The following is a 26122-nucleotide window of genomic DNA, read 5'->3' as shown; positions in this document are numbered from 1 at the left end:
ATGACGAAGAAGAGCCGCCGGACGCATTCTCCGGCATTCAAGGCGAAGGTTGCTTTGGCTGCGGTCAAAGGAGACAAGACACTGGCGGAGCTGGCGCAACTGTTTGATGTTCATCCGAACCAGATCACGATCTGGAAAAACCAGCTCCTGGAAGGCGCCGCCGGCGTGTTTGGGCATGACAAGACATCGGCCGAGACGCCGGTCGATTTGAAGGCGTTACATGCCAAGATCGGCGAGCTGGCGTTGGAAAACGATTTTTTGTCCGGCGCGCTCACCAAGGCGGGCCTGCTGAGCGCAAAGCGATGATCGACCGCGGTCATGATCTTTCTATCGTGCGCCAGGCGAAGGTCCTGAAGCTGGCTCGCAGCACGGTCTACTATGAACCTCGGCCAGTTTCGGCCGAGGACCTTGCCTTGATGCGTCGGCTCGATGAGCTGCATCTCGATTATCCCTTCGCGGGAGCGCGTATGCTGCGATCGTTGCTGCGGCGGGAGGGCGTATACGCCGGTCGCCGCCACATCGCGACGCTGATGAAGCGCATGGGGATCGAGGCGGTCTATCGTCGCCCGAACACGAGCAAGCCGGCTCCGGGTCACAAGATCTACCCGTACCTGTTGCGCGGATTGAAGATCGAGCGGCCCGACCATGCGTGGGCAATGGACATCACCTACATTCCGATGCGGCGTGGCTTCGTCTATCTCGCGGCGGTCGTCGATGTGTTCAGCCGACGGGTCCTGGCCCATCGCGTCTCGATCACAATGGAGGCGGCCTTCTGCGTCCAAGCGGTCCAGGAGGCGTTGGCGAAGCACGGCAGGCCCGAGATTTTCAACACGGATCAGGGCAGCCAGTTCACCAGCCTCGAGTTCACCGATGTGCTGCTGGACGCGAAGATCGCCATCAGCATGGACGGCAAGGGCGCCTGGCGCGACAACGTGTTTGTCGAGCGGCTCTGGCGCACGGTCAAATACGAAGAAGTTTATCTCCGCGCCTACGACAGCGTGTCCGAGGCGCGAGCGTCAATTGCCAAGTATCTGGCCTTCTACAATCAGGGACGCCCTCACTCGAGCCTCGACGGGCGCACGCCCGACGAGGCTTACTTCGGCACGCAAGCTATGGTGATGGCCGCATGACCGTCGCCGACGATTTTGTCGTCGCTCTGGTCGGGCTACGCCCTCCCGACGCAACGACAAAATCGTAAAGCCCCGCGTTCAGCATAACCCGGCAGGAATCCACTTAAATCCAGCGCGGCGCTGTCCAAACAACCGGGGCCAGCTCTGAGTATGCCAGACGGGTCAACCCAAAGATTGACGTGCTTGTCGTTTCGGCTCGTACTGGCGAGGGCTTTGGCGCGCTCTACGCCTGGATCAACAGGCAGGCGCGCCGTCAGAGGCGCGCCTTAGAGGACGCAAGGCGATGAGCGCCGCAGCCACCTGCGATCGAAAGCGACTGCGCGTGCGCGTGAGTGGAGCAGTGCAAGGGGTTGGCTTTCGTCCCTACGTCTATGGACTAGCCATGCGGTACGGATTGGCGGGATTTGTCATCAATGGTCCCGAGGGCGTTCTCATCGAGGTCGAGGGGCACCGTACGTCTGAGTTTATTGCCGCGTTGCCGCAGCGTGGAGAGGCTGGCCCGGTCATCGTTGTCACCAGTGCAAATCTCTACGGCGAACCCCTGCTGATCGATAACGTGGAGGCGTTGAGACAGCTCAAGGGGGTCGCCGACCTGGTCGTGACCCATGATCGCGATATCTTGGCGTGCGCTGATGATTCCGTGGTTTCGGTGGCCGCTGGCCGGGACCAATTCATCCGTCGTGCTCGCGGCTATGTTCCCGAGCCAATTCGGCTTGCAAGGTCTGTCCCGCCCGTGCTCGCCGTCGGCGGGATACTGAAGTCGACCGTCACCATCACGCGGGACGACCAAGCGTTCGTCTCTCAGCATATTGGCGATCTAAATACGGCCGAAAGCATCCGTGCGTTCGAGAAGACGATCCGGCACCTCACATCGAGCCTCGGCGTGGAGCCTGTCGCCGTCGCCCATGATTTGCATCCCGATATGGCTTCTACCCGGTTTGCGGAAGCAAATGCTCGCGCGCTAGTCGCGGTTCAGCATCACCATGCACACGCTGCCGCAGTAATCGCTGAGCACGGCCATGCGGGACCTGCGCTTGCCCTGGTGCTCGATGGCCATGGCTTTGGCTCCGACGGCGGTAACTGGGGTGGCGAATTATTGTTGTGCGAAGAGACGTCGTCCCAGCGCATCGGGCACTTAGCGCCCCTGCAGATACCGGGTGGAGATCGTGCAGCCCGCGAGCCGTGGCGCATGGCCAGCGCAGTATTACACGGGCTCGGCCGGGGTAACGAAATCGGGCAGCGCTTTGCCGCGCAGCGGCAAGCCGGCTGTCTGTCGGACTTGCTCGATCAGCCGGGCGGGACCACCACGACCAGTGCGGGACGGTTGTTCGACGCGGCAGCGGCGCTGCTAGGTATTGCGAATCTGCAGAGCTATGACGGCGAAGCAGCGTTGAAGCTCGAAGCGCTGGTGCGGGGTACTACGATTCTGGAAGCCGGCTGGACGATCGAGGGCGGCGTGCTGTCCCTTGGTCCGCTATTTTCACGTTTGATTGCTGATGACATTGACGCTGCCGGAGGAGCCGGGCTGTTTCATGGCACGTTAGCCGCTGCCTGCGTTGACTGGGTCACACGCTCTGCGCGGACAACCGGCATCAATACCGTGGTTCTGAGCGGCGGCTGCTTCCTGAACGCGGTGCTGGCGGACAAAATCCCGCGGGGGTGCAGCGATGCCGGTCTTACCCCCCTGGTACCGCGACGGCTGCCGCCCAATGACGGCGGTTTGAGCCTCGGCCAGGCCTGGATTGCGGCTCTAAAGATTGCTCAACAGCCGCCCGCCGGGCAGGAGCTGCCTGATATGTGTCTTTCGGTTCCGGCAAAGATCGCGAAAATTCTTCCCAACGAAATGGCCCTCGTGTTCATCGATGGCGTCAACCTGGAGATATCGATTGCCCTCCTCGACGAGCTCGACGTCGGCGATTTCGTCCTGGTCCATGTCGGCTATGCGCTCGCTAAGATCGATCCGGCGGAAGCCAAGCGCACGCTAGAGCTCCTGCAGGAGCTAGGCGCTGCGAAGGAATGCCGATCGTGAAATATTCCAGCGAATTTCGCGACAAGACTATCGCGCAGGGACTTGCGCGAGCAATTGACGCTGAGGTCAGTTCACAACGAGCCTACCGGTTCGTGGAATTTTGCGGTGGACACACTCATGCAATCTCCCGCTACGGTCTTGAGGATCTGCTGCCCGCGAACGTTCGGATGATCCACGGGCCCGGTTGTCCCGTCTGCGTTCTGCCGGCGAGCCGTATCGACATGGCGATCCGGCTCGCCGAGCGGCCAGAGGTCATTCTGTGCGTCTACGGCGACCTGATGCGCGCGCCTGGGTCGCAAGGGCAGTCCCTGTTGCTTGCCAAAGCGCTGGGTGCCCACATTCGGATGGTCTACTCGACCCTCGACGCTATCCGGCTCGCCGAACAGACGCCGGGCCGCGAAGTGGTCTTCTTTGCCATCGGATTTGAGACCACGACGCCCCCGACGGCGGTCATGATCAGGATTGCCGAGCACAAGCGGCTCGAGGGCCTTAGCGTGTTCTGCAATCACGTTCTTACGCCCTCTGCGATGCACCGCATTCTCGAGAACCCGAAGATCCGCAACACGGGCGGGGTCCCCATTGACGGCTTCATCGGGCCTGCACATGTCAGCACCATTGTCGGTACGCAGCCTTACGAGCCCATGGCGGAACAATTCGAGAAGCCGATCGTGGTCGCCGGATTTGAACCCCTCGACGTGCTGCAGGCTGTCCTGATGCTGGTGCGGCAAGTGAACCAAAACCGCCACGAGGTGGAAAACCAATACAGCCGTGCAGTGACACGCGAAGGCAACCGGCGCGCCAAGGAGGAGGTCTCGCAGGTCTTCGAGCTGCGTGAGCAGTTTGAATGGCGCGGGCTTGGACTGGTACCCAACAGCGGACTGAAGCTGAAGCAATCATATGCAAAATTCGACGCCGAGACGCGCTTTGCGATCCATGACCTGCGTGTCGCAGACAATCCGGCCTGCGAATGCTGCGCGATCCTGCGTGGCGCCAAACGGCCGATCGATTGCAAGTTGTTTGGCAATATCTGCACGCCGGAAACGCCCATAGGAGCCTGCATGGTGTCATCAGAAGGAGCTTGTGCGGCGTATTGGACCTATCGCCGAGTTCGCGATGAGCAGGCGAGGCAGACGTCATGAGCGTGAAAGCCTATCAACGCAAGCTCGATGTGGAGAACGGACGCGTTGAACTTTCCCACGGGGCCGGAGGCCGTGCCATGGCACAGCTAATCTCCGGCCTCTTTCATCAGGCCTTCGGTAATGAATGGCTCGCCGGCTCCAATGATCAGTCGGCGTTCGATGTTACCGCAGGCAGGATGGTGATGACGACTGATGGCTATGTGATTTCGCCACTGTTCTTTCCTGGCGGCAACATCGGGTCATTGGCTGTGCACGGCACGATTAATGACATCGCGATGTCCGGTGCGCGTCCTCTCTATTTGTCGGCCAGCTTTATCATCGAGGAGGGTTTCCGGTTTTCGGATCTCAAGACGATCGCGGAGTCGATGGGCGCGGCGGCATGTGCCGCCGGCGTCTATATCATTGCCGGGGATACCAAGGTGGTCGAGCGTGGCAAGGCGGACGGTCTGTTCATCTCTATGACCGGGATCGGGCTGGTGGCCGATGGGCTCGATCTTTCCGCTGACAAGGCAAAGGTCGGGGACCGTGTGCTGCTGTCCGGTAGCCTCGGTGATCATGGGGTGGCGATCATGTCAAAGCGTCAGAACGTTGCATTTCAAACCGAAATCGTCTCCGACTCAGCAGCGTTGCATAGTCTCGCTGCGGCCATGGTTGCCGCTGGCGGTGGCGGCATCCGGGTAATGCGCGACCCTACGCGCGGCGGGCTCGCTGCGGCTCTCAATGAGATCGCGCTTCAATCAGAGCTCGGCTTCCATCTGCAGGAATCGATGATTCCGGTGAAGCCTGCGGTTGCGGCTACCTGCGAACTGCTTGGACTCGAACCGATCCATGTTGCCAACGAAGGCAAGCTCGTCGCGATCGTGGCGCCGGATTCTGCCGATGCCGTTCTCGCAGCCATGAAGGCGCACCCCCTCGGGTCCAATGCGGCCGATATCGGTGAGGCGGTGGCTGACGATCACAAATTTGTGCAGATGACGACCGATTTCGGCGGCCGGCGAATCGTCGACTGGCTGTGGGGGAACAATTGCCTCGGATCTGTTGAACAGGCTGCGCAACGTCCATTTCTTGGCCGCCATTTACTGACAACGCCATTAGCCCTCAGCTCAACAAGCGTTTCGCTTGATAGGCAATCCTACCTAATTGGCAAATTGCTGTCTTTGCTGCTTGAGGAGTTCGGCGAGGCTGGATTTCGGTTGTTGGCTTTTCTGCGGGCCGCGACTGCAATTCGGAACGATTCACCGGCATCGCGCAGTTTTCGACGGCTAAGTTCAGCGAACAGGATCACACGATCTACCCAGCACCCCTGGGTTTGAAATCCTGCGAAGCCTCGCAAATATCGCTGAATTCCTGCGCCATTTTGCCCGGCTGCGTCGCGATATCGCTGCGCGCTTCCGATAAGAAGGCGCGTCAGGCAGGGAGTATTCAAATGAAGGTCGGAGTTCCAAAGGAAATCAAGGCGCACGAATATCGCGTGGGCCTTACCCCAGGAGCTGCCCGTGAATACGTGGCAGCGGGCCACCGCGTGATGATCGAGACCAATGCCGGCGCTGGCATTGGTGCAACCGATGGCGATTATCGCAATGCCGGCGCAACGATCTTAACTTCGGCAGCTGAGGTATTCGCATCGAGCGAGATGATCGTAAAGGTCAAGGAGCCTCAGCCGGCCGAATGGTCCCAGCTGCGTGAGGATCAAATCCTGTTCACCTATTTGCACTTGGCCCCGGACCCGGAACAGGCTGCCGGCCTCTTGAAATCTGGATGCATTGCAATCGCCTATGAGACCGTAACTGATGCTCATGGTGGTCTTCCACTGCTGGCGCCGATGAGCGAGGTCGCGGGCAGGCTTTCGATCGAAGCGGCGGGTAGCGCTCTAAAGCGGAGTACAGGGGGGCGAGGGCTGCTGATCGGTGGGGTGCCCGGGGTTCAGCCTGCCCGAATCGTGGTGATTGGAGGTGGGGTCGTCGGTACGCACGCCGCGCGCATGGCGGCTGGTCTGGGCGCAGAGGTGACCATCATCGATCGTTCGATCATCCGGCTCCGTGAGCTGGACGAGCTATTCGAAGGACGGGTTCGCACTAGGTTTTCGACCATCGAATCCGTGGAGGAAGAGGTATTTGCGGCGGACGTGGTGATTGGTGCGGTGCTCGTCCCAGGGGCAAGCGCTCCGAAGCTGGTCCGCCGGAGCATGCTGAGCTCAATGCGCAAGAGAGCCGTACTCGTGGACGTCGCTATCGATCAGGGCGGCTGCTTTGAGACATCGCGCCCAACCACTCACGCTGATCCAACATACGAAGTAGATGGCATCATTCATTATTGTGTGGCCAATATGCCGGGTGCCGTGCCGCTAACCTCGAGCCAGGCACTGAATAACGCGACCCTGCCGTTTGGTTTGGCTCTGGCCAACAAGGGTTTTTCCGCCGTACTCGAGAATCCACATCTGCGCGCAGGCCTCAACGTCCATCGGGGCCGGCTAACATACAAGGCGGTGGCCGAGAGCCTCGGGCTGCCCTTCTCCCCGATCGAACAGGCTGCGGCCTGATCCCAGAGGCCCTCATGGGCGTTTCCTCCCTGACTAAGGCCACCCTTCGGGGTGGCTCTTTTTTCGGCTATTAATCAACTGACCTCCGCCAGTATTGATTAGGAGTGCGGAACGAAGCAGAGGATCACCGGACGAACGCCTGCCTCAACCGCCGCCAGGATAGGGAGACGATGTACCTTCCGGTCCCATTGAGTGAAGCCGACAAGATGCGCCGCGGGCGACCTGATACTTGCCCGGACAGCTCCATGATGTCGCGACACATCGATCATAGCCGCGGCAGGCGGCCTTAAGGATCTCGGATCGTTCCCTAATGCTGGAGAAGGTGGTTTACCTGATCGCTGACGGCCGTGACACCGATCATGCGCAAACCACAGGATCGAGATCAGATTGTCATGTTCGTTGTAGGATTTGCGACACCGTATCGGGTCGGCGACCTGCGTTATCGAAATTTCTTCAGATGAATCAAGCTCAAGATGTCTGGCACAAGACTTGATAGCAAGAAACTGTTCCGCACCTTTTGCTTATGGAATAGCACTGATGGCCTACAAGATAATCGCATCCCAATGCACGGTCTGCGGTGCGTGCGAGTTCGAGTGTCCCAATGCCGCGATTAGCCTGAAGAACGACATCTATGTGATCAATCCGTCCCAGTGTACCCAATGTGAGGGGCATTCTGACGCGCCAAAGTGCGCCGTGGTTTGCCCCGTGCCAGATACTTGCGTGCCCGCATAGGAGCGGCAGCCGATGAGAGGGGCTCCTGCACGAAGCATGATGAAGATAATATCCAAAACAGCCGCCTTTGCGACCCGTCTCCCGTTTTCCTCGCTCGCTAGTACCCACTTTTCTTGGAACGTGAGTCGTGATTCAAGGTCGGGATGATACCCGAAGCAAGAGAAGTCCACCTTTCGAGGAAAGATCGCAAGGTGCTTGAGGCGTGCTGTCGCTCACCGGTGACGTTGCAGCGCGATTTGAAGCGGGCGCGGATAGTTCTGTTGGCGGCGGATGGGCGCAGCACCCGGTCGATCGCCAAGGAAGTTGGGGTCCAGCCGCGGATTGTCAGCCTTTGGCGGCATCGCTATGCCGACCATGGCCTTGAAGGGCTGCAAGACAAGCCGCGGCCTGGCAAGCAGCCGATCTATACGAAGACGACCGACAAGCGGATTCTGAAGCTGCTGGATAAGCCGCCACCGCAAGGGTTTGCGCGCTGGACCGGCCCCCTGCTGGCCGAGGCGCTGGGCGATGTCGATGTCCAATATGTCTGGCGGTTCCTGCGCAGCCACAAGATTGACCTGGTGGCTCGCAAGTCCTGGTGCGAGAGCAACGACCCGAACTTTACGGCCAAAGCCGCCGATGTTGTCGGCCTCTATGTCGCGCCGCCGGCGAAGGCCATTGTGCTGTGCGTGGACGAGAAGCCCTCGATCCAGGCTTTGGAGCGAGCGCAGGGTTATCTGAAGTTGCCCAATGGCCGCGCCTTAACCGGCCAAAGCCACGATTACAAGCGGCATGGCACCACAACATTGTTTGCGGCGCTCGAAGTCGCCACCGGAAAGATCATCGCGACCCATTCAAAACGCCGGCGCCGCGTCGAGTTTCTCGATTTCATGAACAGCGTCACCGCGGCTTTTCCGAACCGCAAGCTTCACGTCATCCTCGACAACCTCAACACCCATAAAAAGAACGAGGACTGGCTCAAGGCCCACCCCAACGTGCAATTTCATTTCACGCCGACAAGTGCGCCATGGCTCAATCAGGTCGAAGTATGGTTTTCCATCTTGCAGGGGCAGTCGCTCAGCGGCACCTCCTTCACGAGCCTCAAGCAGCTTCAGGAACACATCGATGCCTACGTCAACGCATACAACGACAGAGCCGAGCCCTTCGTCTGGACCAAGAAAAAGGTCCGTCAACGCCGTTTCAAAGGCCGCCGTATCACTCAGCTCTGATTCCGGGTACTAGCCCCGTGTTCGAAGAGAGCTGGCCCCGGTTGTTTGGACAGCGCCCCGCTGGATTTAAGTGGATTCCTGCCGGGTTATGCTGAACGCGGGGCTTTACGATTTTGTCGTTGCGTCGGGAGGGCGTAGCCCGACCAGAGCGACGACAAAATCGTCGGCGACGGTCATGCGGCCATTGCGGAGATAAACTTCTTCGTATTTGACCGTGCGCCAGAGCCGCTCGACAAACACGTTGTCGCGCCAGGCGCCCTTGCCGTCCAACGCGCCTAGTCGTCGGGCGCGTCCCCTAGCCACAACGCAATGCTGATGGCGATCTTCGCGTCCAGCAGCACATCGGTGAACTCGAGGCTGGTGAACTGGCTGCCCTGGTCCGTGTTGAAAATCGCGGGCCTGCCGTGCTTCGCCAACGCCTCCTGGACCGCTTCGACGCAGAAGGCCGCCTCCATTGTGATCGAGACGCGATGGGCCAGGACCCGTCGGCTGAACACATCGACGACCGCCGCGAGATAGACGAAGCCACGCCGCATCGGAATGTAGGTGATGTCCATTGCCCACGCATGGTCGGGCCGCTCGATCTTCAATCCGCGCAACAGGTACGGGTAGATCTTGTGACCCGGAGCCGGCTTGCTCGTGTTCGGGCGACGATAGACCGCCTCGATCCCCATGCGCTTCATCAGCGTCGCGATGTGGCGGCGACCGGCGTATACGCCCTCCCGCCGCAGCAACGATCGCAGCATACGCGCTCCCGCGAAGGGATAATCGAGATGCAGCTCATCGAGCCGACGCATCAAGGCAAGGTCCTCGGCCGAAACTGGCCGAGGTTCATAGTAGACCGTGCTGCGAGCCAGCTTCAGGACCTTCGCCTGGCGCACGATAGAAAGATCATGACCGCGGTCGATCATCGCTTTGCGCTCAGCAGGCCCGCCTTGGTGAGCGCGCCGGACAAAAAATCGCTTTCCAACGCCAGCTCGCCGATCTTGGCATGTAACGCCTTCAAATCGACCGGCGTCTCGGCCGATGTCTTGTCATGCCCAAACACGCCGGCGGCGCCTTCCAGGAGCTGGTTTTTCCAGATCGTGATCTGGTTCGGATGAACATCAAACAGTTGGGCCAGCTCAGCCAGTGTCTTGCCGCCTTTGACCGCAGCCAAAGCAACCTTCGCCTTGAATGCCGGAGAATGCGTCCGGCGGCTCTTCTTCGTCATCTTCGCTCCTGATTCGCAGCAAGAATCCTCGCCGCTGTCAGGCAGAAAATCCACTCAAGCTACTGTCCGAATTTGCGGGGCCAGCTCTGTGTCCCTCGGCATGTACAACGCACGCGAAGACATCGATGTGATCGTGCGTGCCCCTTATCAAGGCGCGACGATGCTCGTGTGATCTAACGAGCCTAAGAAGTTCACGTGGCGTCGAGGTAGCTCGCCTTGAGATCTAGAGCGCGAGATCGCGCACGTCATTACATCGCAGGTGAGCACCTGTAGGTTTCAATAAGTATGAAGGATTGGAAGCCAGACTTGCGGCCTGCTTCCGCCTTACACCGCAGAGCGTTGCTGTCGCGCATAAACTCAAAAACTCCGCCGTGAATTTCACGCGCGGCCGCCTTGTTCCATTTCGAACACCGCCAAACCAAGAGTCCCTCGCAAAGGCGAGATGTCGGATTCGCAACAACAGCCCGTCACCGTACAAGTCGCGCTAAGAAACTGTTGTTGTTCTAGTTTTAGTGCTCATGAGACCCTGGCATGCCGGTTGCAAAGTCTTGGATCAAGAAGCCGCCCTCCCAACAGCTAACCTTTTAAAGGACACCAGATGAGTCTCGCCACGACCAACAGCGTCGCAGAAATCAGGGCTCGCAACAAAGAGCTGATCGAGGAGGTGCTGAAGGTCTATCCGGAGAAAACCGCGAAAAGGCGTGCCAAGCACCTCAACGTGCACCAAGCAGGTAAGTCGGACTGCGGGGTGAAGTCCAACATCAAATCCATACCCGGCGTGATGACGATAAGAGGGTGCGCCTATGCAGGGTCGAAGGGGGTGGTCTGGGGACCAATCAAGGACATGGTTCATATCAGCCATGGCCCGGTTGGCTGCGGCCAATATTCATGGGGCTCGCGGCGCAACTATTACGTTGGCACCACGGGCATCGATAGCTTCGTGACTCTGCAGTTCACCTCCGACTTCCAGGAAAAGGATATCGTATTTGGCGGCGACAAGAAACTGGACAAAATCCTTGATGAAATCCAAGAGCTGTTTCCACTCAACAACGGCATTACGATACAATCAGAGTGCCCGGTAGGGTTGATCGGTGACGATATCGAGGCGGTGTCAAGGGCGAAATCCAAAGAATATGGAGGCAAGACCATCGTGCCGGTCCGTTGTGAGGGCTTTCGGGGTGTGTCGCAGTCACTAGGCCATCACATTGCAAACGATGCGGTACGCGATTGGATTTTCGGGCATATCGAGGCCGAGGGCAAACCAAAGTTCGAGCCGACACCATACGATGTTGCGATCATCGGAGACTACAATATCGGCGGCGATGCTTGGTCATCGCGAATTCTGCTTGAAGAGATGGGACTACGGGTAATCGCGCAGTGGTCCGGCGACGGTTCACTGGCCGAGCTCGAAGCAACGCCGAAGGCAAAGCTCAACATTCTGCATTGCTACCGTTCCATGAACTATATCTCACGCCACATGGAAGAGAAGTTCGGCATCCCTTGGTGCGAGTACAACTTCTTCGGACCTTCAAAGATCGCGGACTCACTGCGCAGGATTGCGGGTTATTTTGACGACAAGATCAAGGAAGGCGCCGAGCGAGTGATCGAGAAGTATCAGCCGCTGGTGGACGCCGTGATTGCAAAATATCGCCCGCGCCTCGAGGGCAAGACGGTGATGCTGTACGTCGGCGGCCTTCGTCCGCGTCATGTGATTGGCGCGTACGAGGACCTCGGGATGGACGTCATTGGCACTGGCTACGAGTTCGGTCACAACGACGACTATCAGCGCACAGCTCAGCACTACGTGAAAGACAGCACCCTCATCTATGATGACGTCAATGGCTATGAGTTCGAGCGCTTCGTCGAAAAACTCCAGCCTGATCTTGTCGGCTCAGGCATCAAGGAAAAGTACGTTTTCCAAAAGATGAGTGTGCCGTTCCGGCAGATGCATTCGTGGGACTATTCGGGTCCATATCACGGTTATGACGGCTTTGCGATCTTCGCGCGCGACATGGACATGGCCGTCAACTCGCCAATTTGGAAAAGAACGAAAGCTCCCTGGAAGGAAGCGCCGAGCGCCAAGCTCCAGGCTGCAGAATAACGCAACTCGTCTCGCTCTCCGGGAAAGCCCGGGCGATTCCAATCTGATAGTGAAGGATTTCACCGATGCCGCAGAGTGCCGAACACGTGCTCGATCATGTCGAACTGTTCCGCGGTCCAGAATACCAGCAAATGCTGGCGAAGAAGAAGATATTCGAGAATCCGCGCGATCCTGCCGAGGTCGAACGTATCAAGGAATGGACCAAAACGGCCGAATATCGCGAAAAAAACTTCGCGCGGGAGGCGCTGGCGGTAAATCCGGCGAAGGCGTGTCAGCCGCTTGGCGCCGTATTCGCCTCTGTCGGCTTTGAGCGCACGCTGCCCTTCGTCCACGGCAGCCAAGGCTGTGTGGCCTATTACCGCAGTCATTTGTCGCGGCACTTCAAGGAGCCTAGCTCCTGTGTCTCTTCATCAATGACGGAAGATGCTGCCGTATTCGGCGGTCTGAACAACATGACCGACGGGCTCGCGAACAGCTACAAGATGTACAAGCCCAAGATGATTGCGGTTTCCACAACCTGCATGGCCGAAGTGATCGGCGATGACCTGAACGCCTTCATCAAGACGTCGAAAGAAAAGGGCTCGGTTCCGGCAGACTTCGACGTGCCGTTCGCCCACACGCCCGCATTCGTTGGCAGTCACGTCACCGGCTACGACAATGCCCTCAAAGGCATTCTGGAGCATTTTTGGGACGGCAAGGCCGGAACAGCGCCGAAGCTGGAGCGCAAACCGAATGGAGCGATCAACATCATTGGCGGGTTCGATGGATATACCGTCGGGAACCTTCGCGAGATTAAGCGCATCTTGGAATTGATGGGCATCCAGCACACAGTTCTCGCCGACAATTCTGAAGTGTTCGACACTCCGACAGACGGCGAATTCCGGATGTATGACGGTGGTACGACGCTGAAGGATGCGGCGAACGCGATTCACGCCAAGGCGACCATCTCCATGCAGCAATGGTGCACGGAAAAAACGCTGTCATTTGCGGCAGAGCATGGCCAGGACGTTCTATCCTTCAACTACCCGGTAGGCTTATCAGCAACGGATGACTTTATCGTCGCGCTGTCACGCATCAGCGGCAAGGAGATTCCGGAGCAACTCGCGCGAGAACGTGGCCGCTTGGTTGATGCCATTGCCGACTCAAGCGCTCATGTTCATGGCAAAAAGTTCGCGATCTATGGCGATCCGGATCTTTGCTATGGATTGGCTGCGTTTCTGCTCGAACTCGGCGCCGAGCCGACCCATGTGCTGTCCACCAATGGCAACAAAGCGTGGCAGGAGAAAATGCAGGCGCTGCTTGCAAGCTCGCCATTTGGACAGGGCTGCCAAGTCTATCCGGGGCGGGATCTCTGGCACATGCGTTCACTCTTGTTCACCGAGCCGGTCGATTTTCTGATTGGCAACACCTATGGGAAGTATCTGGAGCGTGATACCGCAACGCCACTGATCCGCATCGGCTTTCCGATTTTCGACCGGCATCACCATCACCGCTCCCCCATATGGGGCTATCAGGGCGGTCTGAATGTGCTGGTCAAGATCCTGGACAAGATCTTCGACGAGATCGACAACAAGACCAACATTCTTGGCAAAACCGACTACAGCTTCGACATCATTCGTTGATGAGCAACTACACGTGCCATCGTCCAGGACTGGACGATGGCACGAGCACATAACGGTTGAGTTTACAATTTGTTGCCCTGAGAGGAAGCAGGATGAGTTCACTGGCGGCCACGGTCCAGGATATCTTCGACGAGCCGGGCTGCGCCAAGAATGGCAGTAAGTCTGAGGCGGAACGCAGGAACGGCTGTACCAGACAGTTGCAGCCGGGTAGCGCTGCGGGTGGCTGTGCTTTCGACGGCGCGAAGGTTGCGCTGCAGCCGTTCACCGATGTCGCTCACTTGGTACATGGCCCGATCGCGTGCGAAGGTAATTCCTGGGACAATCGCGGCGCGGCGTCGTCCGGCTCGGATTTGTGGCGCACCGCTTTCACAACCGATTTGAGCGAAACCGATATTGTATTCGGAGGCGAGAAGCGGCTGTGCAAAGCGATCAAGGAGATCATCGACAAGTGCGATCCGCCCGCAATCTTCGTCTATCAAACCTGCATCCCGGCGATGATCGGCGATGACATCAATGCAGTCTGCAAGGCAGCGTCGCGAAGATTCTCAAAACCGGTGATCCCGATCAATTCTCCGGGCTTCGCCGGTTCGAAAAACCTCGGTAACAAGCTCGCGGGCGAAGCCTTGCTCGACTACGTGATCGGCACGCGAGAACCGGACTACACCACGCCGTACGACATCAATCTGATCGGAGAATACAACCTTTCAGGAGAGCTCTGGCAGGTGAAGCCAGTGTTAGACGAGCTTGGAGTGCGAATTCTCTGCTGCATTTCGGGCGATGGCAAATACCGCGAAGTCGCTTCATCTCATCGCGCGCGGGCGGCAATGTTGGTGTGCTCAAAATCCATGATCAACGTGGCACGCAAGATGGAGCAACGTTACGGGATCCCATTCTTCGAGGGGTCGTTCTACGGTATTCAGGATTCAAGCGAATCGCTACGCCAGATCGCCCGCTTATTGGTTGAGCGCGGCGCCCCGGCAGATCTGCTCGGGCGCACCGAAGCGGTGATCGCGCGCGAGGAAGCGCGGGCGTGGGCTGCCATCCAGCCGTACAAGCCGCGACTCGAAGGCAAAAGGGCCTTGTTAATGACCGGCGGTGTCAAGTCATGGTCGGTCGTCTCGGCGCTCCAGGAAGCCGGGCTGGAATTAGTCGGAACCAGTGTGAAGAAATCGACCATGGAAGACAAGGAGCGCATCAAGGAGCTCATGGGGCAGGATGCCCACATGATCGACGACATGACTGCGCGCGAAATGTACAAGATGTTGAAGGACGCAGAAGCGGACATCATGCTATCGGGCGGCAAGTCGCAATTTGTCGCGCTGAAGGCGGCGGTGCCATGGGTCGATATCAACCAGGAGCGTTGCCACGCCTATATGGGCTATGCCGGAATAGTCAAGCTGGTGGAGGAGATCGATAATTCGCTCTCAAGCCCGATGTGGGAGCAGCTACGTCGGCCAGCGCCATGGGAGGCTTTGGCCAAAGCGCGGGAGCAGATGCAGTCCATGGCCGCGATCGCCGGCGATCCGGTCCTCGCCGAAACAGCGCGCCGCGCGAGGAATATCTGCGTGTGTAACAGGGTTGATCTGGGCACGATTGAGGACGCAATCTCCGTGCACGGCTTGAGGAGCGTCGCAGCGGTCCGAGAGCATACCAATGCGGCCGGTGGCTGCTGTCAAGGACGCATCGAAGATATGTTGATGTCCGAGCCATCTGATATGCGACAGGCCGCAGAGTAGGGAGTCGCCATGGCCCTGGTCACGGCGCCGACAAAAGCCTGCGTTGTCAACCCGCTGAAGATGAGCCAGCCGATCGGCGGCGCATACGCCTTCATGGGGCTGCGCGGTGCGATGCCGCTTCTGCACGGCTCACAGGGGTGCACATCCTTCGGTCTCACGCTCTTTGTCCGGCACTTCAAAGAAGCAATACCGCTGCAGACCACCGCGATGAGCGAGGTCGCGACCGTACTCGGCGGATATGAAAATTTGGAGCAGGCGATACTTAACATCTCCAAGCGCGCTAAGCCGAAGATCATCGGAATCTGCTCGACCGGTGTCACCGAGACCAACGGCGACGATGTGGAAGCGTACCTCAAACTAATCCGGAGTGCGTATCCGCAACTCACAAAGTTGCCGCTCGTATATGTATCAACGCCTGATTTCAAGGGCGCGTTCCAGGATGGGTGGGAGAAGGCAGTTGCACGCATGGTGGAGGTGCTGGTGGACCGGCCAAGTGCCAATGGCCTGCGGGATCCCTCGAAGGTAAATGTTCTACCGGGGTGTCACCTGACGCCCGGCGACCTTGATGAACTCCGTGCCTTGCTGGAGGATTTCGGATTGTACCCCTCCTTTCTCCCTGACTTGGCGGGATCGCTCGACGGGCATATCCCCGATGAGTTTACGTCAACGACCATCGGCGGCATTGACGTCGACGAGATCGCGAGCATGGGGCGCGCAGGGTGGACCATTGCAATCGGTGCGCAGATGCAGCGCGCGGCTGAGGTCATGCAGACTAAAACCGGGGTGCCTTTTCGTGTGTTCGAGCGACTGTGTGGTCTTCATCCAAACGACGATTTCATGATGTTTTTGAGCGAGATTAGCGGGCGCCCGATACCCTCGAAATATCGACGCCAGCGCAGTCAGCTCGCCGATGCTATGTTGGACGCGCACTTCCATATTGGCGGCCGCAAAGTCGCGATCGGTGCCGAGCCAGACCTTCTGTTCGATTTATCCGGCATGCTGCACGATATGGGCGCGCAGGTGACCGTCGCCGTGACGACCACTCAGTCTGAGGTGATCGAGCGAATCAGGACCAAGGAGGTTCTCATTGGTGACCTCGAAGATCTGGAAGGATTTGCAAAAGAAAAGCATTGCGATCTGCTGATCACGCATTCGCATGGAAGGCAAGCGGCGGGGCGGCTGAAAGTGCCGTTCTATCGCGTAGGTTTTCCGATATTCGATCGGCTTGGCGCGGGCCACCAAGTATCCGTCGGCTATCGTGGTACCCGCAATGTGATCTTCCAAATCGCCAATCTCGTGATCGCGCATCGCGACGAGAACGACCGACCTACACCCGATAGGTGGCGGACCACGCCCGGACTGCCACAACACGTGGGGCATCGCCGCTCCACTGGCGCGCCTGAAAGGTCAATTGCATGAAGGTCGCTTTTGCCACTCAGGATCTGAGACGCGTCGATGCTCATTTTGGCTGGGCAAAGAATATTGCAATCTACGATGTCGCGCCCAGCGGGCATGTCTTTCTTAAAGCTATCGAGTTTGAGGGCGATCTTGAGGAGGACGGCAGTGGTGACAAGTTGGCGCCAAAGATCCAGGCGATCAAGGATTGCGCCATCCTATACGTCGCGGCCATTGGTGGTGCCGCGGCTGCGCGAGTGGTGGCCAGCAAAATTCATCCTATCAAGGTGAGCAAACCGGAAAGCATTCACGTGTTGCTGGAAAAGCTCGAGTCGGTGCTGAAGGGCACGCCACCTCCCTGGCTGCGCAAGGTCCTTGCAAAGGACCAACCGCGATCGTTTGAGTTCGACGAATGAGATGATATGACCGCAAAAATAGCGCAGCAGGGCAGCGTCGTCGACGCACCATTTCTAATCGAGTTAGTCAAGCTTTGGCGCGCCCAGGATACCAATGAAGCCTGGGAAGGGAAGAGCGACCTTGATCTGCTCGAACCCTATATCCTGAACAGGGAGAGACGACGCGCATTGCCGATCATCGGTGATCCCGATCCCAATACACTATGGCGGCTTGAGTTGTTCTTCAATGCGGTCGGCCTGTCAGTAGAGAGGGAGACCGGCATTATGGTTCAGCCGATCCTGAAGCTGCATCATGAAGGCTTCGGGCGCATAGTGCTCATCGCAGGGCGGTTGGTCGCCGTAAACAAGCAGCTGCGCGACGTGCATCGCTTGGGATTCGATAATTGCGTCAAGCTGGCTCAAGAGGGGGATAGATATGTCAGCGAGGGAATTGGCCTGATTCGGAAATTTCCAGACGTGGCTAACTATTGAGGATACTCACTCATGGGCGATCAGTGAAATACTGAAGGCCGAACTAAAGAAAGTGTCCGCCAAGGCGATACAGGCCAAGATGGATCTGCACGACCTTTCGGAAGAATTGCCCATCAACTGGACGTCGATTATGGCGGTGGCGCAGAAGGCGTACGATGTCTATGTCGAACTGGAGCGCAAGAGTCGCGAGCTAAAAGAGCTGGAAAATACTTGAAGGGCAATGCATGTCATTTGCAACGCGAGACGGCCGCGACTGGATGCCACAATACCTAGCCTCGATCGATGCCAAGAAGTGCATCGGCTGTGGCCGCTGTTTCAAGGTGTGCGGTCAAGATGTCATGACTTTGAAAGGCATCAACGAGGAGGGCGAACTCGTCAACCTTGACAATGACGCGGACGATGAAGTCGAAAAAAAGATTATGGTTCTGAACGATCAGGGCGCCTGCATCGGCTGCGGTGCGTGCGATAGGGTTTGCCCGGCCAGCTGCCAGACCCACGTCCCAGCCGCAGCTGCATGAGCGAAGGGGATCTATCTCCCGTTCGCCGCAGCGCGTGGAGGGAGGCCCCGCTGGATCAGGTCAATCCGCAACGGAGACTCGTGCCAGCCGGCCCGAATGGCCCGATTTTTTCCCTGAATGGCAAGACGGAACGAGCGGAGATGCGCATGGCCGAATGCTGCTCAGCCCCGAGGCAAGCCATACCGGCTGTCTGGCGCCTGCTTGCAAGTCTCGCTCGTATCGCAGGATCCGCGTTTTGTCGAAAAGCGACTTGGCCTTGGGCGGGCGATCATATTACCGTCGTGGTCGTCTAGTCGGTTTTCCGAATAGGCACTTCCTTCGGAGCCAGTCGTGCTCATCCTATCCTGTGGCCTTCGGTTGCGGGATCGGCAGGAGCGAAAGTCTGCCGCGGTCCACGGGTTTTACAATTGTCCGGCCGATCATAGCCGCCGATCGCGTTGAAGCGCATGTGATGGTGGCACCTGTGTCTTCGCGATTCTATCCTGGGACCGGATGGTGCTGCTCCGAATTGGATGACAGTGCAATAGCACGTGCGAGTCGCGGACGCCGCGACAAAAGCACCGGGCAGCAATTCTGCGCGCACGCCGCCGATCCTCGATAGACGGCTGCATTGGTCAATGGCAGCGACGACCGAAAGTAAAGGGCGGTGCTGCAGATCTGCGCCGTTGAACGTCACATTTTTGATGATCAAGCGCGGACAATATCGCACGCCATCAGCCTGCGATTGCTGGCCAGCGGGTGCGTGACTCGCTTGCGGATTGCGCAGCCGCAGCCTCCGAGCGCCGGCAGATGCTTAGGTCAGGTTGTGGTCAGTTAGGTTGTATATTATGAACGCGAGCTTGCGCGGCATGAGCTCAATCGCGTGCAATGTTGCCGATAGGAGAGCGATCTGATGTATGGCAGAGTCGTTGGCTCATCCAGCCAATCCACAAGCGCTAATCAAGTTGATGAACCGGGAGATAGCCCCCGCTTTGCGGAAACACTTGCAGGTATGGAGCCAGGCGGGTCGTCATCTGAAACAAGGGCGTACTATCTGAATTCCGGTCCGCCCATTGTTGAGATCGACCAGCGTTCCTTCGATCGAGGGCTGCAGAGATTTTTGGGCCGCGACATCATGAACATCGCCATTAATCCGCAAGAGTACTCAGACTTCGTATCAAAGAAAGCTGAGCGGGCAGCAACGGTTGCTGGCAGCTATAGCGCCACTCACTATGATCCAGCCAGGCCCGTGCGCTTCTTCAGCTATCAATTGGGTGACGAAACAGTTGGCCTGTTGAGAGCAGGAGGTCCGGTTCGGATCAAGGGGGAGACCTTCCGGGAAAAGTTTGGGCGCAACGATCTCACGTCCGTGGTGGACCTTCGGGTCACTCATCCCCTGGTTGAGAACGCGGGCGATATTTTGCTTGAGTACCAGCTGAGAGAGGATGGTGATGATCCCTTGATCTTGTCAAAACCAGGCTTGCCCGGCATGGAACCCCGCCTAGCAGAAATGGGTTTTGTTCATGTGGGTCGAAATCACTGGGTGCTTGATCCTCACCAGCATCCCGAGGTGTGGACGAAGAATGAGAACGACCAGTGGCAGCGAGTAGGCAAGCCTACGAAGTACCTTAGTAAGGTGGAGGATGATGATGCCGCCGCTGAATCGACGGTCCAGGCGGACTATTCTGACGAAGATGATCCGTCAGTCTATTTGGAGCGCGTCCTCACGGGGCTAAGCATGGAGTAACGCAACGGCGACCCTGAGCCATTTTTCGAAAGCTGAGAGCAGTGATATCGACACTCAGTTTCGAAAGCGAATTGTTGCACGATGAGCCGTCACCTTGCTTGAAGTGCATGTTGCCGAACGCGCATGGAGTAAGGTGGCTGCAATAGCAACACCGAACCTGAAGTGATGGGCGTTTGACCGTTCAAAGCGCGGGCGCAACAGTCTTAGTTCAAAGGGGGCGCGCGCTCGCTGCGCGCGCCCTGCGCCGGCTGGAAGCGAGCACATGGCTCTTCTGCGAAGGCCGCGACGCCGTGAGACATACGCCATCGGAGGGCACCGTGGCCCCGCTATGCGGCGTGGCCATTAACGAGCAGCAGCGACATCCGCCGCGTTTGGCCGTCCGGCAAGCCCGGAGCGCGGAGCAGCAGTTCTGCAGCTAGCACGGAGGGAACGAGAAGGCTCAATGTTCCTTTGTCTGAAATATACGCCGCTGTGCAACGAGATCTGCTGAAATAGCCAAGTTTGCGCGTCGGATGACCAGACACGATTCGTTTCGGCGCTCGTACGGTTATTGCAGGGGCAATTGCACAGCGACAATTAAGTCTTGCAAGAGCAACCTATGCAGCCAACTCTCGTCTATGCGATTTGCAGCTTTAACGACATTCCGAGCCGCCAGGCCATCGGATTTCATCTTATGGTCCTCGAAGATGACGGCAATCACCGGCCGTGGCCCATCATTGTGGTGCGATGGGGCAAGAAGGTGCTTGGCTATGTCAATAAATGCCCGCACCACAGCGTCAATTTGGACTGGGAGCAGAACGAATTCCTCGATCCAAACGGTATCCGGCTGATGTGCGGCAAGCACGGTTCGACCTTCGAACTCGGCACCGGGCGGTGCGTCGAAGGTCCATGTCAAGGTAGAGCGCTTACGCCGATCGCGTTGGTAGTTGTGGATGGCGACATCTGCGCCGTCGGTGTGCATCTCGCGGAGGACGATGCATGAGCCAACAACTGAAGACCGCCCTCAGACCGGGCGGTTCTCGTTGCGGTTTTTCACAGCCTCCATCCTCTTTAGTCCGTCGTCATACGAGATTTCCTCATAGGATAGATCGAGATCCCTTGTGGCATCGAGGAGGTAATCAAGCTTGCCGGCCGGATCGAGCTTCTTGATGTCGTCCTTGTTCAGCCCGACCAAGTCCATCATCTCCTTCCAAACCGTGGATTCATCGCAGGGTAAGACGTGGAAGTTAATATCGCCGAGCTTAACTCGATACTTCGCCAGCAAATCGATGTTGTTGCAGAAAATGAAATAGCTGCCGATTGGGCTCAAGGCACCGTCGAGGACGGTCGCGACGTCAACAAGATACGCGAAGGAATGTAGGTAGCCGGCCAGCACGGGGATAGTGCGTTCTCCGTTTTGGGCGATCGTCAGAACCTGCTCAATGGAATAGTCTGGCGGTCGTTTCTCGTCCGCGACCTGAGTCTGGAACTTTAGTGCGACGTCGCCGCGAAAGCCGAACCGGCCCGGCTTGGTGGTCGCGCCTTTGAATACGGCGTTGAGAAGGCGGCTCTCCTTCTCAAGTCTGCCGAGTGCAGTGTTCTCGATAGCGGTCATTAAATCTGTCCTTGATCTATGCTCTTCACCGACGCGTTGTCGGAGCCAGATGCGATGCAAATTGCCTGCCGTCGCCTGCGTGGCGGCGTTCAGTGAAGCTCGGAAAGAAAACGCGCCGGTGGCTGGCACCGCCTTACGTGCCTTGTCAGGAACCCGACATCCGTTGCCAGCCAAGGGGCGCGGAAATGAGCATCATCAGGCGTCTGCGCGCTGGCACGTGACTTGCTCTTAGCTGGGCCTAAGCTGACGAGGCAAAGACGTGATCAACCTGACCGATAGCGCAGTCAATGCAATCAAGAGCGCGATTTCATCTTCGGAGCGGCGGGCGGGTGGTCTGCGCGTCATGATCGAAGCAGGCGGCTGCAATGGATTCAAATACAAGATGGGCATCGCCGATGAGCCAAAGCCTGACGACACCGTGATCGACTGCGATGGGCTCAAGGTGTTTGTCGATAGCAAGAGCCGAGAGCATCTGGCCGGCACAACCATCGATTTCGTGCTGGCACCGGAGAGCTCTGGCTTTACCTTTCATAACCCGAACGCGGCCACCAACTGCTCCTGTGGAAAATCATTCGGCTGATGGAAACATTGATCAGGCGATAAGGAAAGGGCAATGAACCACACCGGCCGAACCAGACCGACTGAAGAACTCGTCGATCCCCACGATGCGAGAGGGTCCCGTTCGCTGCGCGAACGAAGAGATCGGACCCAATCGCCAAGCCGAAGCTGGCGCCTGTTAGCTGATCGGCACGATAGCAGCATGCTCTTGGCGCGGCTCGACAATGCTGGCAAGCCGTACAAGCTTCCGAGCGTGAGTCTAGAAGGGATTCAGGGGCACCTGGTAGGTAAGATCGGAGGTTTGGATCGCCTGGTCCTCGTTGTTGCTGCAGGCGGGGTGGTGCAGTGAGCGAGAATCGAGCGCCGATTTACCTCGATAACAATGCAACGACGCGAACTGATCCATCCGTCGTGCAAACCATGTTGCCTTTCTTCACTGAGCAATTCGGCAATGCCTCGTCCGCGCATGCCTTTGGCAACGAGGCCGCAATTGCGGTGAGGCAGGCACGGAGAAGCTTGAGCGGCCTGCTAGGTAGTGCATACGATCACGAAATCGTCTTCACCTCGGGAGGGACCGAAGCCAATAATGCCGCAATCCTCTCGGCACTTGCAACCCAGGAAGGTCGAGACGAGGTTGTCACCACTTCGGTTGAGCACTCCGCCGTACTTGCGCTAACGGAGCAATTGGCGGCAAGGGGAGTCAAGACGCGCATTATTGCCGTAGATGCTTGCGGCCGGCTCGACATCGAGGCGTTTCGCTGCGCGCTTGGGCCACGCACAGCGATTGCCTCGGTTATGTGGGCCAATAACGAGACCGGAACGATATTTCCCGTGAAGTGTCTGGCCGGGTGGACCCGTGAGGCGGGAGCGCTATTTCACACAGATGCGGTGCAGGCCATTGGTAAAGTACGCTTAAACCTAAAGGACAGCACGATCGACATGCTTTCACTATCCGCGCACAAACTGCACGGCCCGAAGGGGGTAGGTGCGTTATATTTGCGTAAAGGGACAAAATTCCAGCCGCTGATCTGCGGCGGATCACAGGAACGAGGGCGGCGCGCTGGGACCGAGAATATTCCCGGAATCGTCGGACTAGGAAAAGCTGCCGAACTTGCGGCGGAGCGGCTTGAACCCGAGCGCATCCGCATTGGCGCGTTACGTGACCGCCTTGAGCAGGGAATTTTGCGCAATGGCGAGTGCGTTGTGCTTGGCGACATTCGCAATCGTTTGGCGAATACGACTAATATTGCCTTCGACCATCTCGAAGGTGAAGCGATTGCCCACCGTCTTAACCGGGCGGGCATCGCCGTATCGCTCGGGTCAGCCTGCAGGTCGGGCTCAATGCAGCCATCGCATGTTCTGCGTGCCATGCAGGTGCCTGCGTGGCGGATGCACGGCGCCGTGCGCTTTTCTCTTTCGCGCGAAACCTCCCTCGCCGAAGTCGATGAGGCCGTGTGCGCTGTGTCAGATATCGTGACTCGCATGCGCGCCAGCTCCCGCGCCACGGTCAGGGAGCAGACCTCGTGAAAATCATGATCCGCCGCTCTCCGGACACGGGCTTGTCAATCTACGTGCCAAAAAAGGATATCGAAGAGTCAATCGTGGCCTCCGAGTACGAGACCCTATGGGGCGGCTGGATCAAAGTCGCTAACGGTTGGGTGCTCGATTTGCCCGAGATGGCGAGCGACACACGGTTACCGATCACAATCGACGCGAAGAAGCGGGATGAGAGCGGCGACGATCCATGAAGCGCTCACGGAGATGAGCGCTGTCGATGCGGCGGATGCAAAGGTTACTCTCGCCGACCTTGGCGCCCGCCCTGGGGACCGAGATCATTGTCGTCTCTCTCGTCCTGGCATCAGGGAATTGAAAATGCGATGTGCTGAGCACACCAGATGCATCGGTCGGCTTATTCGCCGGTAAGTCGGCGCTGTCTCGGGGCTTTGGGGGTCGACTGGCTGCGGCGCAGCATATCAAGATCAGCAAACGTCGGCCCGCCGCGACGGCATTGATGAGGCGGGGTTTACTCAGCCAGTCGGGACAAGGCGATTGCACCATCATCTTTGGCCCTCATTGCTGCCTGTCATATTCGGACGCGTGTTGCCCTAGTATTGGCCTTATGATGTCCGGCTTCCCCAGTTCGGATCGGGCCAATTGAGAGCGGCAGCGCGCGAAAGCCCGTTCAGATGAGCTGGATCGGGGCGAGCCCCGCGAGAGTGAAAAGCACACGAGATGGAGCCCCGAGTGAGAATGGCGACGCATCTGTCGCTTTGCCAACAAGCTCATCATTGCTGTCTTGCAAGTGCCAACGCTATCGCTGCGCCTACTCGGTGTACTGTGGTTGCATTCGCATCATCCTCGCCACGGCATGCAAGTTGCTAATCTTCCTGAAGCGCGCTCTAGGATGATCTGTGGGCGTCGATGCTTGCAGGGGAGTGATCTCGGTCGTGGAGCGCGGAAAATATATCAAAGCAGCGGTCAATAGCGGGAAGATCATGCAGTCCATAACCGAGCATAAGGGCTGCCGCGCTTCGGCGAAGACCGGGCGGGCGAGCTGCGGCTCGCAGGCCGGCCGAGGCGATCTGCCGGTCGAAATCTGGGAAAGGGTGAAAAACCATCCCTGTTACAGCGAGGATGCGCACCATCATTACGCTCGCATGCATGTCGCGGTCGCACCTGCCTGCAATATCCAGTGCAACTACTGCAACCGAAAATACGACTGCGCCAATGAATCGCGTCCGGGTGTGGTGAGCGAGAAGCTCACCCCTGAGCAGGCAGTGAGAAAAGTGATCGCGGTCGCGACGACCATTCCGCAGATGACGGTACTTGGCATCGCTGGTCCCGGCGATGCCCTGGCCAATCCAGCAAAGACGTTCAAAACGCTCGCGTTGGTCACCGAGGCTGCTCCTGACATCAAGCTGTGTCTGTCAACCAACGGACTAGCGCTGCCAGACTATGTCGATACCATCGTGAGGGCCAAAGTTGACCACGTCACCATCACCATCAACATGGTCGATCCTGAAATCGGAGCCAAGATTTATCCATGGATCTTCTTCAACCACAAGCGATACACCGGCATCGAGGCGGCAAGGATACTCACCAATCGCCAGCTTCAAGGGCTCGAGATGCTTAGCGAACGGGGCATTTTGTGCAAGATCAACTCGGTGATGATCCCCAATATCAATGATGACCACCTGGTCGAGGTCAACAAGGCGGTCACGTCGCGCGGTGCCTTCCTTCACAATATCATGCCGCTGATCTCCGTACCCGAGCACGGAACAGCATTTGGCCTCAACGGTCAGCGCGGTCCGACGGCTCAAGAATTGAAGACGCTGCAAGATGCTTGCGAAGGGAAGATAAACATGATGCGGCATTGCCGGCAGTGCCGCGCTGATGCGGTCGGTCTACTCGGCGAGGATCGCAGCGCGGAGTTCACCAATGATCAGGTGATGAAAATGGACGTCCATTATGACCTAGAGATGCGCAAGGCTTATCAAAAAAGGGTAGAGAATGAGCGCGTCTCCAAAGTCGCGGCCGGTCAAAAGGAGTTGGCGGGAGTCTCCGGAGAGATGAGCGCGATCACTGTTCTAGTAGCCGTCGCAACTAAGGGCTCGGGATTGATCAACGAGCACTTTGGACATGCAAAGGAATTCCAACTGTACGAGCTCTCCACATCCGGCGCCAAGTTCGTCGGGCTACGTCGTGTGGAGGGTTACTGCCAGGCCGGCTATGGCGAGGAAGATAGGCTATCCGTGATCATGCGCGACATCCGTGACTGCCACGCGGTCTTCGTGGCTAAGATCGGCGGCTGCCCCAAGAGCGGCCTGATCAAGGCTGGGATCGAGCCGGTCGATCAATTCGCCTATGAGTACATTGAGAAGTCGACGATCGCTTGGTTCAGGGCCTATGTCGGCAAAGTAAAGCGCGGGGAGATCCAGCATGTGCAGCGCGGCGTGCCCCCGCGTTGGCCTGGAGATCGGATCTCTGCGGCGTAA

General features: G+C 58.0%; 22 protein-coding genes and 3 pseudogenes. 23 read left to right on the top strand and 2 right to left on the bottom strand.

Annotation, left to right across the window (positions count from 1 at the left end; translation table 11 throughout):
• From BJ6T_RS38695 to BJ6T_RS38670, 8 genes and pseudogenes are all read left to right on the top strand, one after another.
• Positions 1-1130 (top strand): IS3-like element ISRj2 family transposase gene (locus BJ6T_RS38695; RefSeq protein ID WP_085967575.1). Its coding sequence is split into 2 segments (ribosomal slippage): positions 1-253 and positions 253-1130, totalling 1131 coding nucleotides; the frame shifts between segments, so codons are not numbered across the junction.
• A 262-nt stretch (positions 1131-1392) separates the two neighbouring features.
• Positions 1393-2907, top strand: a pseudogene (locus tag BJ6T_RS38690) (Kae1-like domain-containing protein); the annotation flags it as partial.
• Positions 2908-2925: 18 nt separating this feature from the next.
• Positions 2926-3159: a HypC/HybG/HupF family hydrogenase formation chaperone gene (locus tag BJ6T_RS49865; RefSeq protein WP_080588819.1), complete on the top strand. Its 234-nt coding sequence runs from the start codon at positions 2926-2928 to the stop codon at positions 3157-3159.
• Positions 3156-4298 (top strand): hydrogenase formation protein HypD, encoded by a 1143-nt coding sequence (gene hypD, locus BJ6T_RS38685; RefSeq protein ID WP_028154318.1) that lies wholly within the window; start codon positions 3156-3158, stop codon positions 4296-4298. Before BJ6T_RS49865 ends, hypD begins: the two co-directional genes overlap by 4 nt.
• Positions 4295-5340: pseudogene (gene hypE, locus BJ6T_RS38680) on the top strand (hydrogenase expression/formation protein HypE). The gene hypD and the pseudogene hypE overlap by 4 nt, the downstream one beginning before the upstream one ends.
• Before the next feature lie 384 nt (positions 5341-5724).
• Positions 5725-6837: an alanine dehydrogenase gene (ald, locus tag BJ6T_RS38675; protein ID WP_011084547.1), complete on the top strand. Its 1113-nt coding sequence runs from the start codon at positions 5725-5727 to the stop codon at positions 6835-6837.
• Between the two features lie 537 nt (positions 6838-7374).
• On the top strand, positions 7375-7569 hold the full coding sequence (locus BJ6T_RS44695; RefSeq protein ID WP_011084548.1) for a 4Fe-4S binding protein: 195 nt from the start codon (positions 7375-7377) through the stop codon (positions 7567-7569).
• 143 nt (positions 7570-7712) lie between these two features.
• A complete protein-coding gene (locus BJ6T_RS38670; protein WP_039228620.1) occupies positions 7713-8777 on the top strand; it encodes an IS630-like element ISRj1 family transposase in 1065 nt (354 codons plus the stop codon).
• Between the two features lie 186 nt (positions 8778-8963).
• Here BJ6T_RS38670 and BJ6T_RS44690 read toward each other — a convergent pair.
• Positions 8964-9990 (bottom strand): annotated as a pseudogene (locus BJ6T_RS44690) (IS3 family transposase); the annotation flags it as partial.
• A gap of 598 nt (positions 9991-10588) precedes the next feature.
• Here BJ6T_RS44690 and nifD point away from each other — a divergent pair.
• From nifD to BJ6T_RS38605, 10 genes are all read left to right on the top strand, one after another.
• Positions 10589-12091, top strand: a complete 1503-nt coding sequence (gene nifD / locus BJ6T_RS38650; RefSeq protein WP_011084552.1) for a nitrogenase molybdenum-iron protein alpha chain — start codon at positions 10589-10591, stop codon at positions 12089-12091.
• Positions 12092-12156: 65 nt separating this feature from the next.
• A complete protein-coding gene (gene nifK / locus BJ6T_RS38645; protein WP_011084553.1) occupies positions 12157-13713 on the top strand; it encodes a nitrogenase molybdenum-iron protein subunit beta in 1557 nt (518 codons plus the stop codon).
• A 92-nt stretch (positions 13714-13805) separates the two neighbouring features.
• Positions 13806-15449 carry a nitrogenase iron-molybdenum cofactor biosynthesis protein NifE gene (nifE, locus tag BJ6T_RS38640; protein ID WP_011084554.1) on the top strand — a complete coding sequence of 548 codons (1644 nt, stop codon included), beginning with the start codon at positions 13806-13808 and terminating at the stop codon, positions 15447-15449.
• Positions 15450-15458: 9 nt separating this feature from the next.
• Positions 15459-16868 carry a nitrogenase iron-molybdenum cofactor biosynthesis protein NifN gene (gene nifN, locus BJ6T_RS38635; RefSeq protein ID WP_011084555.1) on the top strand — a complete coding sequence of 470 codons (1410 nt, stop codon included), beginning with the start codon at positions 15459-15461 and terminating at the stop codon, positions 16866-16868.
• Entirely contained in the window at positions 16865-17260 is a 396-nt protein-coding gene (nifX, locus tag BJ6T_RS38630) for a nitrogen fixation protein NifX (protein ID WP_011084556.1), read from the top strand. Before nifN ends, nifX begins: the two co-directional genes overlap by 4 nt.
• Positions 17261-17266: 6 nt before the next feature.
• Positions 17267-17731 carry a NifX-associated nitrogen fixation protein gene (locus BJ6T_RS38625; RefSeq protein ID WP_011084557.1) on the top strand — a complete coding sequence of 155 codons (465 nt, stop codon included), beginning with the start codon at positions 17267-17269 and terminating at the stop codon, positions 17729-17731.
• Between the two features lie 19 nt (positions 17732-17750).
• Positions 17751-17945: a CCE_0567 family metalloprotein gene (locus BJ6T_RS38620; protein ID WP_026312876.1), complete on the top strand. Its 195-nt coding sequence runs from the start codon at positions 17751-17753 to the stop codon at positions 17943-17945.
• A 10-nt stretch (positions 17946-17955) separates the two neighbouring features.
• Positions 17956-18249: a ferredoxin III, nif-specific gene (gene fdxB / locus BJ6T_RS38615; RefSeq protein WP_011084559.1), complete on the top strand. Its 294-nt coding sequence runs from the start codon at positions 17956-17958 to the stop codon at positions 18247-18249.
• An 892-nt stretch (positions 18250-19141) separates the two neighbouring features.
• Positions 19142-19975 carry a host specificity protein gene (locus BJ6T_RS38610; protein ID WP_225895108.1) on the top strand — a complete coding sequence of 278 codons (834 nt, stop codon included), beginning with the start codon at positions 19142-19144 and terminating at the stop codon, positions 19973-19975.
• Positions 19976-20573: 598 nt separating this feature from the next.
• Positions 20574-20957 (top strand): Rieske (2Fe-2S) protein, encoded by a 384-nt coding sequence (locus BJ6T_RS38605; RefSeq protein WP_011084562.1) that lies wholly within the window; start codon positions 20574-20576, stop codon positions 20955-20957.
• A gap of 21 nt (positions 20958-20978) precedes the next feature.
• Here BJ6T_RS38605 and BJ6T_RS38600 read toward each other — a convergent pair whose 3' ends face one another.
• Entirely contained in the window at positions 20979-21569 is a 591-nt protein-coding gene (locus tag BJ6T_RS38600; RefSeq protein WP_014497969.1) for a hypothetical protein, read from the bottom strand.
• Positions 21570-21828: 259 nt separating this feature from the next.
• Between BJ6T_RS38600 and BJ6T_RS38595 the strand changes: the two genes are divergently transcribed.
• The 5 genes from BJ6T_RS38595 (at position 21829) to nifB (ending at position 26122) form a co-directional block, all read left to right on the top strand.
• Positions 21829-22149, top strand: a complete 321-nt coding sequence (locus tag BJ6T_RS38595; protein ID WP_011084564.1) for an iron-sulfur cluster assembly accessory protein — start codon at positions 21829-21831, stop codon at positions 22147-22149.
• Positions 22150-22182: 33 nt separating this feature from the next.
• Positions 22183-22476 (top strand): hypothetical protein, encoded by a 294-nt coding sequence (locus BJ6T_RS46580; protein WP_131234256.1) that lies wholly within the window; start codon positions 22183-22185, stop codon positions 22474-22476.
• Positions 22473-23654, top strand: coding sequence for a cysteine desulfurase NifS (gene nifS, locus BJ6T_RS38590; RefSeq protein ID WP_011084565.1), 1182 nt, complete (start codon positions 22473-22475; stop codon positions 23652-23654). The genes BJ6T_RS46580 and nifS overlap by 4 nt, the downstream gene beginning before the upstream one ends.
• Positions 23651-23875 (top strand): putative nitrogen fixation protein NifT, encoded by a 225-nt coding sequence (gene nifT / locus BJ6T_RS38585; protein WP_011084566.1) that lies wholly within the window; start codon positions 23651-23653, stop codon positions 23873-23875. The genes nifS and nifT overlap by 4 nt, the downstream gene beginning before the upstream one ends.
• A 747-nt stretch (positions 23876-24622) precedes the next feature.
• A complete protein-coding gene (gene nifB / locus BJ6T_RS38580; RefSeq protein ID WP_011084568.1) occupies positions 24623-26122 on the top strand; it encodes a nitrogenase cofactor biosynthesis protein NifB in 1500 nt (499 codons plus the stop codon).

The organism is Bradyrhizobium japonicum USDA 6, from assembly GCF_000284375.1.
Lineage (GTDB): Bacteria > Pseudomonadota > Alphaproteobacteria > Rhizobiales > Xanthobacteraceae > Bradyrhizobium > Bradyrhizobium japonicum.
The sequence above is the reverse complement of the archived record's forward strand: the minus strand, read 5'-3'. Positions and strand labels throughout refer to the sequence as shown.